Here is a 15,486-nt window from a genome sequence, read left to right as displayed (position 1 = left end):
AGTTATTAGTGGCAATTGCTTTTTAAGGCTTGGGCTGATACCAAACCGTATGATTGACACCGATGGATTAAGGGCGAGGTTGAGAGAGCTTGAGGAGGTTAAGGATGAGGTTATTGAGACTGGGGTTAAGGTGAATAGGCTTTCTAAGTCCGTAATATACTCATTGATTAGGGATGATATTGAGACAGCGCGTAAATACATAAGGGAGATGCAGGATCTCGTTAATAAACTCAGAGAATTAATTGCCAAGTATCCAATGTATTATAATAACGCAGTAATTAGTCTCCAGGAGTACGTTGAGGCGATGACAATGTGGTTCTTCATGACCGAAAATAGGATACCAAGCCCGAGTGAGTTAGGCATCGACGCTGAGCCCTACATAAACGGCATTGCTGATTTCACGGGCGAGCTCAGTAGAAAGGCGACTGAGGAGATGATTAAGAATAACCTAGACTTCGCGTTAAAGGCTAAGAGGGTAATGGAGGAGCTTTACCTGGATTTACTTAGTCTAGAGCCCAGGGATTACGAGATGAGGAAGAAGGTTGATTACGTGTCATCCAACATTAACTGGCTTAATGAAAAGATATTCTACAAGACATTAAATATTAAGGTGGTTCAGGAACAATCATCGAAAAATTCTAACGTAAATAATTCACTGGAGTAAGGCTTAAAAATTTTCTAAATCTTTCGATCTCGTGACCTCCCTTCATCGGAAATACGGAAAACGAACAAAATTCTACGGCAGGTAAAAGTATTGTTAAGTTATGAAAAGCCTTGACGTTTTGGGACCTGCTCTTCCTATCAATATCGGGAATGGTTGATAGTGGCTGGTTATTCGCAGCCTCTTCTAAATTTTAAATACTTGTGGGTATTTCGTTATTTTTAATTACGTGATTATTCCCCCTCCTCTATCACGATGATTTTTAGTGGTTTTCCGTGTAGTTTTGCTAGTTTTTCCTGGTATTCCCTCGGTGGGTATATGAGGTACCTGTTCATTGTCTTTACAACCTTACCCTCAAACACATAGATTGCTACCATACTCTAATTCAGCAAAAAATGAGTACAAAGTTTTATAAAACTGAGTTCTAAAATAACCAGTGATACCGATGACTGGGTCTATCCGCCTGGGTGGGCGGATCTGGGAGGGGACGCACTACAGGGCTCTTAGGGCTGAGGCGGTTGAAGGAAACATTAAATGACTTACTTTGGAACTTGGCACTATGCAGGCATGCCCTTCAGAGACTGATTGATGCCTTGTGGGACTTGGATTCCCTGCCTAGGAAGTCCCAGCTTCATCAACTCTTCTACCCAATGCTTAGGGGCTACGGCTTTAGAGCTCATGTTGCCAGGAATATTTACGACCAAGCCTTAGCCATTGTGAAATCGGCAAGGGCTAATAATGGTTCTAAACCAATTGTCAAGGCATTGTCAATCAGGCTCGATTACCAGGACACAAGGGTTAATCTAGGCAATGGCACAATCAGGATTATTGTTAGGGATAGGTAGTATGTTTTGAGGCTTAGGCAAAGGGAGGAATACGTTAGGAGATTCCTTGGGTTTAAGTGGAAGGAGGTTCACCTGAAGTACTTAGGTGGTAAGTTATTCGTGGGCATAGTCTTTGAGACCCTCTATGCTCCATACGTGCCCAGGGGATTCACAGCTGTTGATGTTAATCTAAGGCAGTTGACGCTATTCAATGGTTTTGAGGTTGAAAGGTTAAGGACGAGATTCATTGATGTCCTGTCTAAGAGGGCTAGGGCTGAGGGACTAATGAGGAAGTATCCATTGTTCAGTATGCCGGAAGGCATGGGCATGCAATAGTCCTTGAGGACCTTAATGGATTGAGGAGTTCGATTAACGGCAAGCCATCATTAATTACTTGGAAGTTGAGCCTATTCGCCTACAGGAGACACCAGCAAGCTATAGTGAGTAAAGCAATTGAGTATAACGTGCCAGTCATATTCGTCAATCCAAGGAACACATCAAGCAAATGCCCGAGGTGCGACTCGAAGCTAGAATACGTGAATAGGTTGGCTCACTGCCCAGCCTGTGGCTTTATCGCTGATAGGGATGTGGTTGGTGCAATGAACGTATGGCTCAAGGCGCATGTGGGGGCGCCTGGGTCATCCCCGAACGCCCTCCCAATGAAGGATGAAGCCATGACAGAGGGAAGGAAAACTCGTGAGGGATGAAGACTGCATCAAGAAGCACTAACAGTTAGCGAAAAGCAACGACCAGACCTAAACCCTACCCTCTGAGTAGTTGCGGTAATTGCTCAGTGCTAAACTAAAGTCAAAATAATAAATATCATTTGTTATATTTTTATTGAGATATCATGTGTGAGGATGAGGCATTAAGGGATATCATACCCAGTGAGGCATTGTCCATGTTTAAGAAGCTCATAAGTAAAGATATCGGCATAGCATGCGACTTCCTAATGAGACATTACAGGAATGAGTATTGGTCCAGGAGAGTTGGTACGATGCCTTCATTGAGAAGGACCAGGGGTAATTACGTGATTAAATTGCCAAATCCTAAGCCCATTACCATGGCTGTGAGTAATGTAATCACCGTAAGAAGAAGTGCGGAGGATTTTATTGATGAGCCAATAAGCATCGATGACTTAGCAACCATACTTTACCTGGGTCTAGGCATTACTGGTTGGACCCAGGCCTATGGATTAGGTAAATACCCACTACGTGCATATCCATCAGCGGGAGCTTTACAACCCATTGAGGCCTATCCAGTGGTTCACAACGTGGTGGGGTTAAAGGAGGGACTCTATCGCTATGACCCATTCAATCACGCACTAGAGACCCTTAAACTAGGTAAATATAATTCATTAATGGTTGACCTAGCCCTTGGGCAGGACCACGTTGGTAGGGCGTCAGTAGTCGTCATACTCACGGCATTCTATTCACGAACACGTTGGAAATATTGGAAGAGGGCTTTGAGGTATGTCCTGCTTGACGCTGGCGCCACGATGGAAAATATATACCTAGCGGCAATAGGTTTGGAACTTGGCGTTAGGGCCGTGGGCGCCTTCTACGACAATGAATTATGCAGATTCCTCGGTATTGATTGCATTGAGGAATTCCCAGTATTGCTAATGCTTATTGGTAAAGAGGCACGTGGTTTTTAACCATAGATGCAACTTTAGATGCCTTATATCGAGCCTATTATACTCCTTATTCTCTCAATCTTCCTCTCTAACTCACCGCATCTTTCCTCAATGGCCTTATTAACCTCGTCCTCCGTATACAGTCTCTCAATCTTTAAATTAGAGAAGTTAAGCCTGTTTGCCTTTTGATCGTATGATACTACGATGCTAATCCTCACGAGAGCTAACTTATCGATGTTTCTCTTAATCATCTCATCGTATACGGCCTTATTCAACTCGGCAATATCCCTGAGTATCACATCTTCAGGAACCATCTTTGAAAAAGCTGCGAATGCAGCACGCCTTAATTTATCGGCGAATCTTGCTGCTATGATTATGCCTGTCCTTAACTCGACAGTTAATGGCCCTTGGAATGTGAAGCCACTGTATAGTTTCTCATATTCTACGGTTCGCTCCTTATCTCGTTCTACATCTTCACTGGGTTTCCAAGACATAATATACTATATTATCAGGCTTCATTTAAAACTTATTTTCCGATGCGGGTTAAATACTTAAGTAGGGGTGTGGTTTATTATTTCTGATCTGAATTGAGTGGGTTACGTAGGGTTGTGCTTGATGTTGATATACCAAGTAGTGTCTCCACAGTGGAGCTCGCAAATAGGTTAGGAAGGGTTAGTGGTGTTAAGGCTGTTAATGTCACCGTTACCGACACTGATGTTGAGGTTCTAGGCCTGGTAATTGTCGTTGAGGGTGATAATATAAATTATGATGAGGTGAAGAGGGTTATTGAGGACTTGGGTGGCGCTATTAGGAGTATTGACCAGGTAGTGGTTGGGGATTACTTGCTTGAGCTTAATCCTCAGTTGCTTAAGGAGAGGTGAGTATGGTAAGTATTGATGGCAGGTACTTGGTACTTGGTTTTTTGGATAGTGTTTTGACGACACTCGTGTTAGGTGAGACTACGCGGAGCACGGTCAAGTTGGTGGTTATAGTCACGGTAATCAACCTAGTAACCGCATTCATGGCTGAGTACATTGAAGAGAGGAGTTCGTTAAATCGTATTGAGAGGTCTTTGCTAATGAGAAGAGGATCGTTGCTGAGGACTAGCCTGCATAGGAAGGCTATTTATGATGCATTGATTAAGGGCCTAATCTTTGGCACAGTATCGTTAATTGGCGCCTTAATCACTGACTTAACAATGTACCTAATTAAGGTGCTTTGGATCCCAGTAATCCCAGTAATTATGCTCGGTGTCTTCGGTACGTTAATGAGTAGGTACTTTAGGGGGAATGCCATTCTTTGGCTCATCCTTTACATAGTACTAGGAATAACCATGTCATTTATAGGCTCTGTTATTTAAAGACGTTGGTACACGATTGCTATCTATTCATTATGTTGATAGGTTAGTTGGTTTTCCTTCCCTCAATATTTTATTTCCGAGTTCAGGATTGACCTTAATTAATTGATCCCTAACTTTATCTAGGAAGGCCTTATCCTCCTCCTTATTCCTGAGTTCATCAGGTAATAATATTGGTATCTCATCCTTAATTGGGTACCAACGACCGCACTTAGTGCAGTAAAGTATGCCCTCAACAACCTCCTTCTTAATGCACTCGTCGCAGGGTAGTTCCTGCGGGTTTGGGTAATTCTTTATGAAGACATTCTTAAGTGCACAGTACTCCTCACAGAATGGCCTCCTATTCCATTCATATTTTCGTTCAGGATACTCCTTCTCCCTAAGCACTATTAGCGTTAATGGGAATGTCTTGTCGTATGGGCATGCCAATACATCCATTAGTCTGTATTTCACGAAAGAACTCCTGTTAATACCCCTTTAATTACTTTTACCTACTTTAATTTTAGTACTTTCTTTCCTCAGGTTTCCATCTCGTTATACGAACCGGCGCATAGCTTATTCTCGGCCCATCAGGTGTGTAGAAGTATATTGTATGCTTCAGCCAATTAGCATCATCTCTCTTTGGATAATCAAGCCTATAGTGAGCACCTCTTGATTCGGTCCTTGTTATTGCCCCAATGGTTATTAGCTCAGCTTGCTCGAGCAGGAAGTCAAGCTCTAGCACGTCTCTAAGATTAGTGTTGTAATATCTGCCCTTATCCTCAATCCTAACATTCTGGAACCTTTCCCTCAACCTCTTTATAGTTGAGTATGCCTCCTCTAGTCCACTCTTGTCTCTAAATACGTACACATACGTGTCCATGGTCCTATTCATATCCTCCCTAATAGAGTATGGGTTTTCAGCACCAACTTCCTTGTGCAGTAGTTTATCGAATATCCTACTTTCCTCATTAGCCACTCTTGCTGCTATGTCGCCAGTATATTCAAGCATTGAGTCTGGAGCTGACATTGCGTACCTAGCGGCAGCAGCACCATCAATCCTACCCCACACAAGGCAATCACTTAATGAATTACTACCTAACCTATTGGCTCCATGAACACTTACGTTAGCGGCTTCACCAACAGCCCATAAGTTAGGTACTCTCGTCTTTTCCTCATCGAGCATTACCTGTCCATATAGATCAACATGTATGCCGCCCATCATATAATGCATTGCTGGTCTAACAGGTATCGGCTCATCAACTGGGTCAATACCCAGCGTCTTAATTACTATCTCCCTAATCATTGGTAATCTCTTATTTATTCTCTCTTCACCAAGATGCCTTAAATCAAGCAATACATAACAAAGTCCAGACTCCTCATCCACAAAGCCCCTGCCCTGTAGGCACTCAGTAACTATTGCCCTGCTAACTATGTCCCTAGGCGCGAGTTCCATCTTACTTGGCGCATAATTCTTCATGAACCTCTCGCCCTCCTTATTAACCAAGTAACCGCCCTCGCCTCTGGCGCCCTCCGTTATTAATATGCCGTTAGGCACTAAAGCCGTTGGATGGAATTGCGGAAACTCCATGTCCTTAAGTGGTATACCTGCCCTATAAGCTAGGGAAAAGCCATCACCGGTAGATGACCAGGCCATTGTTGTGAATTTATAAACTCTACCGTTACCTCCAGTCGCGATTATACCTGCCTTAGCAAGTATTGCCTTGAATTCTCCTGTCCTTAGGTCTATGGCAGTAACTCCCCTAAATACTCCGTTATTCATTATTAATGATGTGACGAAGTATTCATGAAGCATTTCAATATTATCAAATCTAAGTACGTTGTCATATAGCGTACTCATTAGAAAGAAGCCGCTTTTATCTTGGGCGAAGGTGGTTCTGGGAATTGACATTCCGCCAAATGGTCTCTGTAATATCCTGCCTTTTTCATCCCTTGACCAGGGAACGCCCAGATGATCCATGAATATTATTTCCTTGGGTGCTTCACGTACTAATAATTCAACAGCATCTTGATCAGCCAGAAAGTCACTGCCCTTAACAGTATCGTATGCATGCAAATCAAAACTATCACCTGTCTCCTTTGGGTAGAGGACTGCGCTTGCACCACCTTCAGCACTGACGGAGTGACTTCTCATTGCATGCACCTTGGATAAAACGGCAATTCTTATCTTGCCCTGCGAGACTCTGGCAGCTTCAAATGCTGACCTTAAACCCGCTAGGCCTGACCCAATAATCACTAAGTCGTACTTAAGTACTTCAGTCATACTCTACTTCGTTTTACATAGGTGATTTATATTTTCTTCCCTTATTGAGGCTTCAGGACCGGGATAAGCATTATTAATACCCTCCTTAATATGGCTTACCTGAATGCCAATTTTAAATGAGGAGGAGCTAGAGAATAAGATTAAGGAATTGAGTGGTGAAGTTCTTAAGGTTAGAAATGAAATCGACGAGAAGGAGAAAGAGAGGGAGAGTCTTCGTAATGAATTGAATAAAACTAGGGAGGAATTAAGCGCAGTAATAAATCAACTCAATAATAAGAGGACAGAGTTAGGAAGTATTAAGGAGGAAATAAATAAGTTAAGAAAGAGCAGAGATGATGCCGTAAACACACTAAAGCAACTTAAGAATAGGAGAGTGGAGCTTCTTCAGAGAATTAAGGAGTTGATGGATAAGGTAAGGAAGTATAGGGAATTGCTAAAGATGATTAATGATTTGATTGGTGGTAAGCCTGTTGATAAGGATAAGTTGAAGGAATTAATAGATAAGCTTGAGTTTGAGCATGAAATATCACCCACAGACCCTGAGAGGGAGTGGGAGTTCTTTAGGACGATACAGCAATTAGAGAAGGAGTTAAACGCGGCTGAGGTGCTCTCAAGGATTAAGGAATATATAAGTAATAGTTCTCAGGAAATTGAGAAAATACGTAAAGAAAGGATGGAAATAGTGCAGCAGATGAGGGATCTCTACAGTAATGCTCTTGCTAATATTAAGATGCAATTGGAGGAACTTAAGAAAAAAAGGGAGTCCATTGTTAATGAAATCATTCAATTAAAGAGTAAGAGGGATTCACTTAAGGCTAGGCGTGATGAATTAAAGGTTAAGATACTGAGTAGGTCCGCTGAAATAAAGGAGTTAAGGGCTAGGTTAAAGGAATTGAATGATGAATTAAATAAGTACCAACTGCTTTTAGCGGCAGCACGTAAATCCAAGAACCTAGTTGTTAAGAAGCAGGAGGAGGCCAAGATGAAGGAGGAGATGAAGAAAAAGGCTGAGGAGGGGCTTCAGAAATTAATGAAAGGTGAAAGAGTATCACTGAATGATTTATTAGGGCTGGAGTTAGATGAAGATAATGAGAAGTAGGCCATGTCTAAGCTCGTAAGAAGATTAATTGTACTGTATGTTGATAGGGACAATGATGTAGGCGAGAGACTTGGCGTTCCAACACCGATTATAGGCAGGGGTAATGTACTTAAGGTAGCCACAGAATACATACTTAGGTATCCAGATGATTCCGATGCTAACGCCATGTTTGGCGCGGTACAATTATATGATACATTAATATCAACATTTGGCGCAGAGAATGTAGAGATTGCGGTGGTTACGGGAACGAGTTCAGAGGATGTCACTGCCGACATGAAGATACTTAATGAAGTTGATAAGGTGCTTCAAGTTTTTGATGCTGATGGCTTTATCGTGGTATCTGATGGACCATCTGACGAGGTTGTTGTTCCACTTATTCAATCGAGAAGACCCGTTGTCTCTGTTAGAAGAATTGTTGTTAAACAAACCAGGGGTTTTGAGGAATTCGCTGTGCTTGCCAAGTACTACATTGGTAAATTATTCAGTGAACCTAAGTATAGAAGATATGCACTCGGCGTACCCGGAGCCTTATTACTGATTTATGGTACGTTCTATAGTATATGGCCGTACATACCCATTATCATTAGAACCATGATAATAGCTAGTATAACAATATTACTCGGCGCGGTATTTATGCTCTACGGTTTTAATCTTCATAATAGCTTACTCCGATTTATCAGAATGTATGAAACAACGTTTTTCATATCAGCACTTTCAGTCTTCTTTGCAATAGTATACTTGCTATCTACCTATTATATACTACATCAAGCCATACCAATTTGGGGTGAATTGAATATATTTGATTTAATGGGGCTTGTAATTGGTGCAATACTTACAGTTAATGTAATCGAGGTTTACATTAAGTATAAAGTAAAGCCATTTGGTAGGGTAGCTGCTGATGCGCTTTTAACGATGTTCCTATTATTTGTAGCTGGTGATTTAGCTGGTTATATGCTTGGTAAGGTGGGTACGTACGTACTACTTTTCAATTTAACAATCTATACTGTGGTAGGATTAATAACATTGATAGTATTAAGTATATTAAGAAATAAGTATGGTAAGGTTAAGAGTAGAGGTAAGCCGGGACCTAAAGGCTCTGGCTTACGGTGAATTAGAATCACTGTGTGAATTATCCGATGGGTCCCTGGATCTTATTGATGATACCAAGGATTTAATAATAAATTATAGGGGTAGCCTTGAATCCCTAAAAAGAAGATTCTGTAGAGCGGCATTGATTAGGCGTGCATGGGTCATTGATGATACTAACGAAACACTCTTTGCAGAACTTGACAGATCGAGGTATAGGACCCTAAAGCGAGGCAGAAAGGATAATATCGTTAGTATTGACTTACGTATCGCCAGACTACTCGTTAACTTAGCAAGAACTAATGAGAATGAAGTTTTCCTTGACCCATTCGTAGGCTCTGGAATAATCGCGCAGGAGGCTATGCTAGTTGGCGCTCACGTAATTGGGATTGATACAAATCCGAGATACTTAAGTATGGTAAGTAGTGGTGTGTATACCGATTCGATAAACTCAGACTCTCTCCTGAGCCCTATTAAGGATAATTCAATTCATTCAATAGCCACAGACCCTCCATACAATAGACTATCAATAAGTAATATAGATTTGGACTCATTTTATAGAAAATTCGCCGAAGAATCCTTCAGAATATTGAGAAGAGGTGGTTACATAGCCTTCTCGCATCCTACCTATGTTGATTCCCTTGATTGGTTCTTAAACTTAGGCTTTGAGTTAGTAATTAGTGGTTTGCAGTACGTCCATGGTGGCTTAACACGATTGATATATGTTTTTAGAAAACCTTAGTTAATACCGAGAGAATTCCTTATGACCCTAGCAGCCATTACTGGGTCTGCTGCCTGTGTTATTGCCCTTCCAACAACCACAATATCGATATTAGTACCCCTTATTTTAGGTGCTATTTTTTCATCAATACCACCTGCTATGGCCACAGCTAGGTCAAAATTATTCTTAATATTTATGGCCTCATTTATTAAATCCTCAATGGTTAAACCCCTACTCCTCTGAACATCAATGCCTAGATGAAGACCAACATAGTCAGGTCTCAACCCAATACTAAGCAACTCCTTAACCCTAGTAATGGGGTCCTTAACACTTATCATGTCAACTAACGACTTGCCATTAAGTCTCCTAGCCTCGTTTATAAACTCACCTATTGTTTCATTGGCTGCGGCACCCAAAACACTAACTATATTAGCACCGGAATTAATTGCCAGTCTTGCTTCAAGCGCACCAACATCCATTGTTTTTAAATCAGCCATTATCTCTGCATTAGGGCAGGCAATCCTTAGTGCGCTAACTATGAATATCCCTGCTGACTTTATTAATGGAGTGCCCGCCTCAACTATGTCCACAACCCTTGCAGTGCATAGTTTACGTGCCAAATCAACAGCCAAACTAGGCTCTGTAAGGTCGAGCGCTACTTGTAATTTCAATTAAACTCACCAACTCCTGAAAATTATCTTAATAGGAATCCCAGTCTTTAATTCAACTAGTATTGGCACTTCAGCCTTATCACCGAGCTTATTCACTATAACCTCGAGTATATCCTTAACCCTGGTTAATGCAGTTAATCTATCCGCCATTGCCTTCCTACTCTCGTTAAGGGTCTCATACTCATCAATTGGCCTTGGGTCAAAGATTATCTTTAGTCCCGTAAGTTCAACTGCTGTGGACAGTGGTAATTGTTGGCCCTTACCAACTATCTCCTCTATCATCTGCAGTAGCGCCATGTACTTATCGGCCTTAACCTTAAGGTCGCCCATCATATCCTCAATATCCTTAATTCTCTTCTCAAGATCATTTATTTGATTATTTACATAACTAAGCAGCTCCTTAACCCCCTTGAAGGTCATTAATTCGAGATCAGGTGTAGTTGACATACCCATTGATTAGTATCGAAGTACTTTAAAAAAATATCGCTTATGAAAAATTGAGAGAACAACCTAAATCAACCACCAGGGTCTTGACCAAAGAAATTCTTCAACAATAGCTCTCTCATTCAAACTGAAAATCTCTAAATCACTAGGTGTCTTTAACTTCATATATTCAGCATTATTTAGGGAACTTCTTAGATGCCTTAACGATACGGTAGATACTAAATACCTTATTGCATTAACGGCATCAAAAAATCTCCTACTCCTAACCACAAACCATCGTGAACCCCTTATGAATGGGCCAATAATATTTTGTTCATTAATATACTTCTTAATGAACCTCTCGGCAGCATCTGAATTCACGGGAGGTCCTTCATGTAGTTCATATTGAGGAAGTTCTAATTCGTTGAAGGATATCATTAAGAGGATTATTGATTTATCGTCACTCCATGCCATTGATCGGATAACCTTAAAATCGAGCTTCTTGAGATTCTTAGTTAATGAAGCCATTAATTTCTTAATTTCACCCCACACAATGTCTGGTGATGTATTTGTTGGATATGGTATTTTTATTACGACCGTTGGAAGCACGAATGTGGGTTTCACTACCTTACGTGTTCTCATAAAGAACTCTACTCGTGGATTCCTAAGGAATTCTCGCGATGCAGCTATGGCCATAGCTAAAGTATCCCTGCTTATTGATGCCGCTGCATTACGATTAGGATCTACGGGGTCTATTATTATAACAGGTGACTTGAATTTCTTTACCGCATCCTTCTCATTGTAAGTACTTGTCATGTCTATAAATACGTGCCTTACTGACCAATTACTGATAGCCCTTATTGTATCAAGAAATGAACCATAGTGTATCACTAGAAGTTCACTCACATAACCGCTAAAACCCTGTACCCTAATCTCAGCGCCATAAACACCCACCGATTTAAAGAAAGCCTTTAACAACCTAACATCAGTATTTCTCTGACCAAGTTTTTTATTCACAAAATCAGTGTGCAATGGGGTTCTATCGGCTGCAGTTAATGGCCGTTCACCAGGATTGATACGAATACATGGCACTACGTCTATTTCGAAGTCATTAATTAGTAATTGAATGTAAGGATGCTGAGCATACTTAATACTCCAATTAATATTATTTTCAATCGCTATATTCATTAAATCATTAATTATGCTACCATCCCTAATTTTGTTAAGATAATCCTTAGGCAATACGATGAAAATATCAATATCCCTATCACCAGGTAACCAGGTATCCTTAGCTACCGAGCCCTGTATCGTTACAGCAAAATCCCTATAATTACGTTTTAGTAACCCATCTGTAATTAACTTAACTACTTCATTAGCCATGTTAATTACCTTGGTTTTTTCCTCAAGGTCTGGCGTGACTATCTTCACAGCCTCTGAAATTACATCCTCAATATTCACAACTAGGTTAAGTATGGAATAGTTATAAATTCACCCTCATTATTTTTACTGACTAACGATACTATTGAGCCTATCCTTAATTCTAAATAACAGATCCCTAACCCTATTAAGGAAATCCTTATCTGCAATAAGGCCCTGTAGTTCATCAATCATCTCATTCACGCTCATGTCAATGGGATTTAAACCAAGCCCGGCTAAATAGGCAAGTACCTCAAGGGCTGTATCTTCACTTAATCCTTCCTCCTTAACGATATCCATAAGTATCTTACCAACAACATATAACTTAAGAGTATTAACGTCAGTACTGAGCAGATGAGCAAGGCTTTCATAATCGCCTTTACGGAATTCCTCAATAAACGAGTTAAAGTCGCCATATTTATCCTTAATTACATTATCGAAATACCTACTCACAGACTTAACATATTTTGAGTAGATTCTAACGGCATCATCGATCTCACTAACACCATCTATGGCGCCCCTGTAAGACATCACTGCGCCTTCTGTGGTTAATTCATCAACTAAGCCCTCGTTTATTAACTCAAGGAATTTATCGCCGGCCTCCTCATACGTCTTCCAATCACCCTCCTCAATGGCCCTACATAGTAAGTAAAAAGCTGCACACAAATCACCCTTTAACTTAACTGCATTCAAATACTCCTCGCTTAAACCCTTAATATTACTTAAAGCGCTTCTGCAGGTATCGTAGTACTGCATTGCCCTGGTTATATCACCATGCGTGAAGTAATAGTTAGCCAAAACCTCTGAGGAGTCCATCATACTCAAGACTTCATTAGCCTTAGCCTCATCTATGCCGACGGCCTCCCTGAAATTAACCACGGATGATACGTATAATTTAGATGCATCCTCGATCATACTTTTCTCAGCGTCATGCTTACCCTCTTCGTGAAGCTTTGAAGCCTTAATCCTAAGGTCCTCAGCCCTCGCTATCTTCGACATAGCCTCCATAAAACGTGCCTTACCAACATTACCAATACCCTCATAAATCGCTGCAGCGGCACTAAACCTAGTAATGGCATTATCATAAACAGCCACTGAATAAAGTGCTATCCCAAGTACCTCATTTATCCTAGCGCCCAACTCACCTTTTATGTTTATACCTATATTTTCATCAACCGCAATAATGCCAGGTCCCAAATCCATATTCATTAGTAATTGTACTAGGGCAGGGACATCATTTAGATCTATGAACTTAAGAACCTTAGCAACACTATCCTTAATACTTGCTTCATCTAAATCCCTAATGAATGAGTAATTATTCACGGTTAATTTACATTCATTATTGCAGGATGCCAAGTCTCGAAATGCACTATTGCTAACTAAGTTCTTAGGCGCAAAACCCTTTAATAACTGTATGAGTACTGATGCCACAGAGTTTGTTATGCATTCATGATCCCAATGGCAAGCATCAAGTACATTACTCACACTAATGTGATAAGGCTGCACTATTAATTTATTAATCCCCAACGCTTGGGTCGGGGGATAACGTGATTACATTAGCATTGGAAAACCTTGAATGAGATTAAGCACTAGTTTATGACATAATAAAATTAAAATATCCAGAAAGTGAAATACTGTATATGAAGAGTTACGATGTGATAATATTAGCTGGCGGATTAGCAACCAGGCTAAGACCCCTTAGTTATTCACGCCCTAAACCACTCCTACCAATACTCGATAAGGAAATAATAGATTGGATTATGGAATCCATAACAAAACTACCACTAAATAGGATTTTTATATCAATAAGGTACATGGGCGATTTAATTAGGGAGCACATGGAGGGAGCATGGAGCAATTTTAAGGATAAACTAATATTCGTAACGGAGAATAAGCCCCTGGGTGATGCTGGACCGATCTCATTAATTAATGAAAAATATGAATTATCGGACACCTTCCTGGTGGTTTATGGAGATATACTTAGCGATGTAAATGCAGAATCGCTTATTAACTTCCATGAAAAGATGAATGGTGTAGCTACAATAACCCTTACCAGAGTAGATGATGTATCTAGATACGGCGTCGCTCAACTAGATGAGACTGGTAGGATAATAAATTTCATAGAGAAGCCCAAGCAATATGTTGGTTCAAATTTAATAAATGCTGGATTTTATGTTTTTACGAAGGAAGTCGTTAAATTAATACCGAAAAATCCGGAGAATCAAATCAAGCTTGCTGTTGATATTATACCCAGGTTATTGAGGATGGGTGAGGTTTATGGATATATCCATAATGGTCTTTGGTTCGATATAGGCACACCCGAAGACTACATGAAGGCTAACTTCAGCGTTTTAACCAGTAGGTGTAGTGATGGTAATAGTAATTGTATAAATGCTGACTTACCATCAACAGTTACCATGCAACCTCCTGTTTATTTAGGTCCAAACGTTACTATTGGTAATAATACTGAGATTGGACCGAATGTTATAATTCATAAAAATTCGAAGATTGGTAATACGGTTAAGATAGTAAATTCATTAATTTTTGATGGATCATTATTATGCGATGGCGTTTATGTTTCGGGAAGCATTGTTGGGAGCAATACGTATATTGGTAAGTGGGCTAGAATTGAGGATGGATCTGTGATTGGTGATGGCGTTTATATAAAGGATTCCGTATTTGTTGCTAAAAACACGAAGATAGGGCCGTATAGGGAGATAATGGAGCCAATATATAGGGAGGGCGAGGTCATACTTTAAATTAAAATTTAAATACCCATACTGGCATTAATCCTGAATGTCGCAGGAAGTTAAGCAGATAGTTAGAATTGGTGACACTGACCTGGATGGATTTAAACCAGTAGCCTATGCCTTAACCAAAATTAGAGGTATTGGAATACCAACGGCATATGCAATATGCAGGTATTTAGGAATAAACCCATTAATTAGATTGGGACAACTTGATGATGAGACTGTTAGGAAGATTGATTGGGCCGTGAGGAACCTATACCAATTTGCACCTGGTTGGTTTGTAAATAGACCTAAGGACCCAGAAACTGGGCGAAACGTACACTTACTAGGCGCTGATCTAGTGCTGGCAGCTAAGAAGGATATTGATTTAATGAAGAAGCTAAGGAGCTGGAAGGGCATTAGGCATAATCTAGGGCTTAAGGTTAGGGGCCAAAGGACAAGGACAACAGGTAGATTAGGCTTAACGGTAGGTGTGGCGAAAGGAAAGACAGCAGCTGGAGGAGCGGGTGGCGGTGGTAAATAATTTTTATACCAAATGAATTATTATCTAAATTATATAAATATAGATAGTAAGTTGCT

At 40.5% G+C, this 15,486-nt stretch carries 20 protein-coding genes; 12 read left to right on the top strand and 8 right to left on the bottom strand.

Features of this window, described 5'->3' with window-relative positions:
• The first annotated feature begins 49 nt into the window (after window positions 1–49).
• Window positions 50–664 carry a haloacid dehalogenase gene (locus ACP5L5_RS01195; RefSeq protein ID WP_013603625.1) on the top strand — a complete coding sequence of 205 codons (615 nt, stop codon included), beginning with the start codon at window positions 50–52 and terminating at the stop codon, window positions 662–664.
• Between the two features lie 230 nt (window positions 665–894).
• Here the strand turns inward: ACP5L5_RS01195 and ACP5L5_RS01190 are convergent, their stop codons facing one another.
• Window positions 895–1,038: a hypothetical protein gene (locus ACP5L5_RS01190; RefSeq protein WP_428761034.1), complete on the bottom strand. Its 144-nt coding sequence runs from the start codon at window positions 1,036–1,038 to the stop codon at window positions 895–897.
• 141 nt (window positions 1,039–1,179) lie between these two features.
• Between ACP5L5_RS01190 and ACP5L5_RS01185 the strand changes: the two genes are divergently transcribed.
• The 4 genes from ACP5L5_RS01185 to ACP5L5_RS01170 all read left to right on the top strand — a co-directional run bounded on the left by ACP5L5_RS01185 (window position 1,180) and on the right by ACP5L5_RS01170 (window position 3,142).
• Window positions 1,180–1,506, top strand: coding sequence for a hypothetical protein (locus ACP5L5_RS01185; protein ID WP_428761032.1), 327 nt, complete (start codon window positions 1,180–1,182; stop codon window positions 1,504–1,506).
• 6 nt (window positions 1,507–1,512) lie between these two features.
• Window positions 1,513–1,821, top strand: coding sequence for a hypothetical protein (locus ACP5L5_RS01180; protein ID WP_428761031.1), 309 nt, complete (start codon window positions 1,513–1,515; stop codon window positions 1,819–1,821).
• A 20-nt stretch (window positions 1,822–1,841) separates the two neighbouring features.
• A complete protein-coding gene (locus tag ACP5L5_RS01175) occupies window positions 1,842–2,192 on the top strand; it encodes a transposase (RefSeq protein ID WP_428761029.1) in 351 nt (116 codons plus the stop codon).
• Window positions 2,193–2,335: 143 nt separating this feature from the next.
• The gene (locus ACP5L5_RS01170) at window positions 2,336–3,142 is read left to right on the top strand and encodes a SagB/ThcOx family dehydrogenase (RefSeq protein ID WP_428761027.1); all 807 of its coding nucleotides are present in this window, start codon (window positions 2,336–2,338) and stop codon (window positions 3,140–3,142) included.
• 23 nt (window positions 3,143–3,165) lie between these two features.
• On the opposite strand, the gene ACP5L5_RS01165 is transcribed toward ACP5L5_RS01170, so the two are convergent.
• Window positions 3,166–3,615: a DUF2258 domain-containing protein gene (locus ACP5L5_RS01165; RefSeq protein ID WP_013603627.1), complete on the bottom strand. Its 450-nt coding sequence runs from the start codon at window positions 3,613–3,615 to the stop codon at window positions 3,166–3,168.
• Between the two features lie 93 nt (window positions 3,616–3,708).
• Here ACP5L5_RS01165 and ACP5L5_RS01160 point away from each other — a divergent pair, with 93 nt between their 5' ends.
• Together ACP5L5_RS01160 and ACP5L5_RS01155 are read left to right on the top strand one after the other, a co-directional pair.
• The gene (locus tag ACP5L5_RS01160) at window positions 3,709–4,002 is read left to right on the top strand and encodes a DUF211 domain-containing protein (protein WP_428761025.1); all 294 of its coding nucleotides are present in this window, start codon (window positions 3,709–3,711) and stop codon (window positions 4,000–4,002) included.
• A 2-nt stretch (window positions 4,003–4,004) separates the two neighbouring features.
• On the top strand, window positions 4,005–4,481 hold the full coding sequence (locus ACP5L5_RS01155) for a hypothetical protein (RefSeq protein ID WP_013603629.1): 477 nt from the start codon (window positions 4,005–4,007) through the stop codon (window positions 4,479–4,481).
• A 30-nt stretch (window positions 4,482–4,511) separates the two neighbouring features.
• On the opposite strand, the gene ACP5L5_RS01150 is transcribed toward ACP5L5_RS01155, so the two are convergent.
• Together ACP5L5_RS01150 and ACP5L5_RS01145 are read right to left on the bottom strand one after the other, a co-directional pair.
• Entirely contained in the window at window positions 4,512–4,931 is a 420-nt protein-coding gene (locus ACP5L5_RS01150) for a Trm112 family protein (protein WP_048056798.1), read from the bottom strand.
• A 49-nt stretch (window positions 4,932–4,980) separates the two neighbouring features.
• Window positions 4,981–6,741 (bottom strand): succinate dehydrogenase/fumarate reductase flavoprotein subunit, encoded by a 1,761-nt coding sequence (locus ACP5L5_RS01145; protein WP_428761023.1) that lies wholly within the window; start codon window positions 6,739–6,741, stop codon window positions 4,981–4,983.
• Between the two features lie 103 nt (window positions 6,742–6,844).
• Here ACP5L5_RS01145 and ACP5L5_RS01140 point away from each other — a divergent pair, with 103 nt between their 5' ends.
• The 3 genes from ACP5L5_RS01140 to ACP5L5_RS01130 are packed head-to-tail and all read left to right on the top strand — an operon-like array spanning window position 6,845 to window position 9,668.
• On the top strand, window positions 6,845–7,840 hold the full coding sequence (locus ACP5L5_RS01140) for a coiled-coil protein (RefSeq protein ID WP_428761021.1): 996 nt from the start codon (window positions 6,845–6,847) through the stop codon (window positions 7,838–7,840).
• Between the two features lie 3 nt (window positions 7,841–7,843).
• Window positions 7,844–8,950: a DUF373 family protein gene (locus ACP5L5_RS01135; protein ID WP_428761020.1), complete on the top strand. Its 1,107-nt coding sequence runs from the start codon at window positions 7,844–7,846 to the stop codon at window positions 8,948–8,950.
• The gene (locus ACP5L5_RS01130; RefSeq protein WP_428761018.1) at window positions 8,895–9,668 is read left to right on the top strand and encodes a TRM11 family SAM-dependent methyltransferase; all 774 of its coding nucleotides are present in this window, start codon (window positions 8,895–8,897) and stop codon (window positions 9,666–9,668) included. Before ACP5L5_RS01135 ends, ACP5L5_RS01130 begins: the two co-directional genes overlap by 56 nt.
• Here ACP5L5_RS01130 and ACP5L5_RS01125 read toward each other — a convergent pair.
• From ACP5L5_RS01125 to ACP5L5_RS01110, 4 genes are all read right to left on the bottom strand, one after another.
• The gene (locus tag ACP5L5_RS01125) at window positions 9,665–10,318 is read right to left on the bottom strand and encodes an orotidine 5'-phosphate decarboxylase / HUMPS family protein (protein WP_428761017.1); all 654 of its coding nucleotides are present in this window, start codon (window positions 10,316–10,318) and stop codon (window positions 9,665–9,667) included. The two genes, ACP5L5_RS01130 and ACP5L5_RS01125, sit on opposite strands and share 4 nt — an antisense overlap.
• Before the next feature lie 6 nt (window positions 10,319–10,324).
• Complete coding sequence (locus tag ACP5L5_RS01120; RefSeq protein ID WP_428761016.1) at window positions 10,325–10,765, bottom strand: hypothetical protein; 441 nt, start codon at window positions 10,763–10,765, stop codon at window positions 10,325–10,327.
• 63 nt (window positions 10,766–10,828) lie between these two features.
• Entirely contained in the window at window positions 10,829–12,199 is a 1,371-nt protein-coding gene (cca, locus tag ACP5L5_RS01115; protein WP_013603637.1) for a CCA tRNA nucleotidyltransferase, read from the bottom strand.
• Window positions 12,200–12,244: 45 nt separating this feature from the next.
• Window positions 12,245–13,642 (bottom strand): hypothetical protein, encoded by a 1,398-nt coding sequence (locus tag ACP5L5_RS01110; protein WP_428761014.1) that lies wholly within the window; start codon window positions 13,640–13,642, stop codon window positions 12,245–12,247.
• 155 nt (window positions 13,643–13,797) lie between these two features.
• On the opposite strand from ACP5L5_RS01110, the gene ACP5L5_RS01105 reads away from it, so the two are divergent.
• Complete coding sequence (locus ACP5L5_RS01105) at window positions 13,798–14,916, top strand: sugar phosphate nucleotidyltransferase (protein WP_428761012.1); 1,119 nt, start codon at window positions 13,798–13,800, stop codon at window positions 14,914–14,916.
• A gap of 37 nt (window positions 14,917–14,953) precedes the next feature.
• Entirely contained in the window at window positions 14,954–15,430 is a 477-nt protein-coding gene (locus ACP5L5_RS01100) for a 30S ribosomal protein S13 (protein WP_428761010.1), read from the top strand.
• Window positions 15,431–15,486 lie beyond the last annotated feature (56 nt).

It is taken from the genome of Vulcanisaeta sp. (assembly GCF_049966235.1).
GTDB lineage: Archaea > Thermoproteota > Thermoprotei > Thermoproteales > Thermocladiaceae > Vulcanisaeta > Vulcanisaeta moutnovskia.
Note: the sequence above shows the minus strand (reverse complement) of the source record. Positions and strands in the feature narration are given on the sequence as shown.

Excerpts from the sequence above, each read along its gene's own strand:
- ACP5L5_RS01195 (WP_013603625.1), top strand. The coding sequence starts at position 50 with ATGATTGACACCGATGGATTAAGGGCGAGGTTGAGAGAGCTTGAGGAG.
- ACP5L5_RS01190 (WP_428761034.1), bottom strand. The coding sequence starts at position 1,038 with ATGGTAGCAATCTATGTGTTTGAGGGTAAGGTTGTAAAGACAATGAAC.
- ACP5L5_RS01170 (WP_428761027.1), top strand. The coding sequence starts at position 2,336 with ATGTGTGAGGATGAGGCATTAAGGGATATCATACCCAGTGAGGCATTG.
- ACP5L5_RS01165 (WP_013603627.1), bottom strand. The coding sequence starts at position 3,615 with ATGTCTTGGAAACCCAGTGAAGATGTAGAACGAGATAAGGAGCGAACC.
- ACP5L5_RS01155 (WP_013603629.1), top strand. The coding sequence starts at position 4,005 with ATGGTAAGTATTGATGGCAGGTACTTGGTACTTGGTTTTTTGGATAGT.
- ACP5L5_RS01145 (WP_428761023.1), bottom strand. The coding sequence starts at position 6,741 with ATGACTGAAGTACTTAAGTACGACTTAGTGATTATTGGGTCAGGCCTA.
- ACP5L5_RS01140 (WP_428761021.1), top strand. The coding sequence starts at position 6,845 with ATGCCAATTTTAAATGAGGAGGAGCTAGAGAATAAGATTAAGGAATTG.
- ACP5L5_RS01135 (WP_428761020.1), top strand. The coding sequence starts at position 7,844 with ATGTCTAAGCTCGTAAGAAGATTAATTGTACTGTATGTTGATAGGGAC.
- ACP5L5_RS01130 (WP_428761018.1), top strand. The coding sequence starts at position 8,895 with ATGGTAAGGTTAAGAGTAGAGGTAAGCCGGGACCTAAAGGCTCTGGCT.
- ACP5L5_RS01120 (WP_428761016.1), bottom strand. The coding sequence starts at position 10,765 with ATGTCAACTACACCTGATCTCGAATTAATGACCTTCAAGGGGGTTAAG.
- ACP5L5_RS01105 (WP_428761012.1), top strand. The coding sequence starts at position 13,798 with ATGAAGAGTTACGATGTGATAATATTAGCTGGCGGATTAGCAACCAGG.
- ACP5L5_RS01100 (WP_428761010.1), top strand. The coding sequence starts at position 14,954 with ATGTCGCAGGAAGTTAAGCAGATAGTTAGAATTGGTGACACTGACCTG.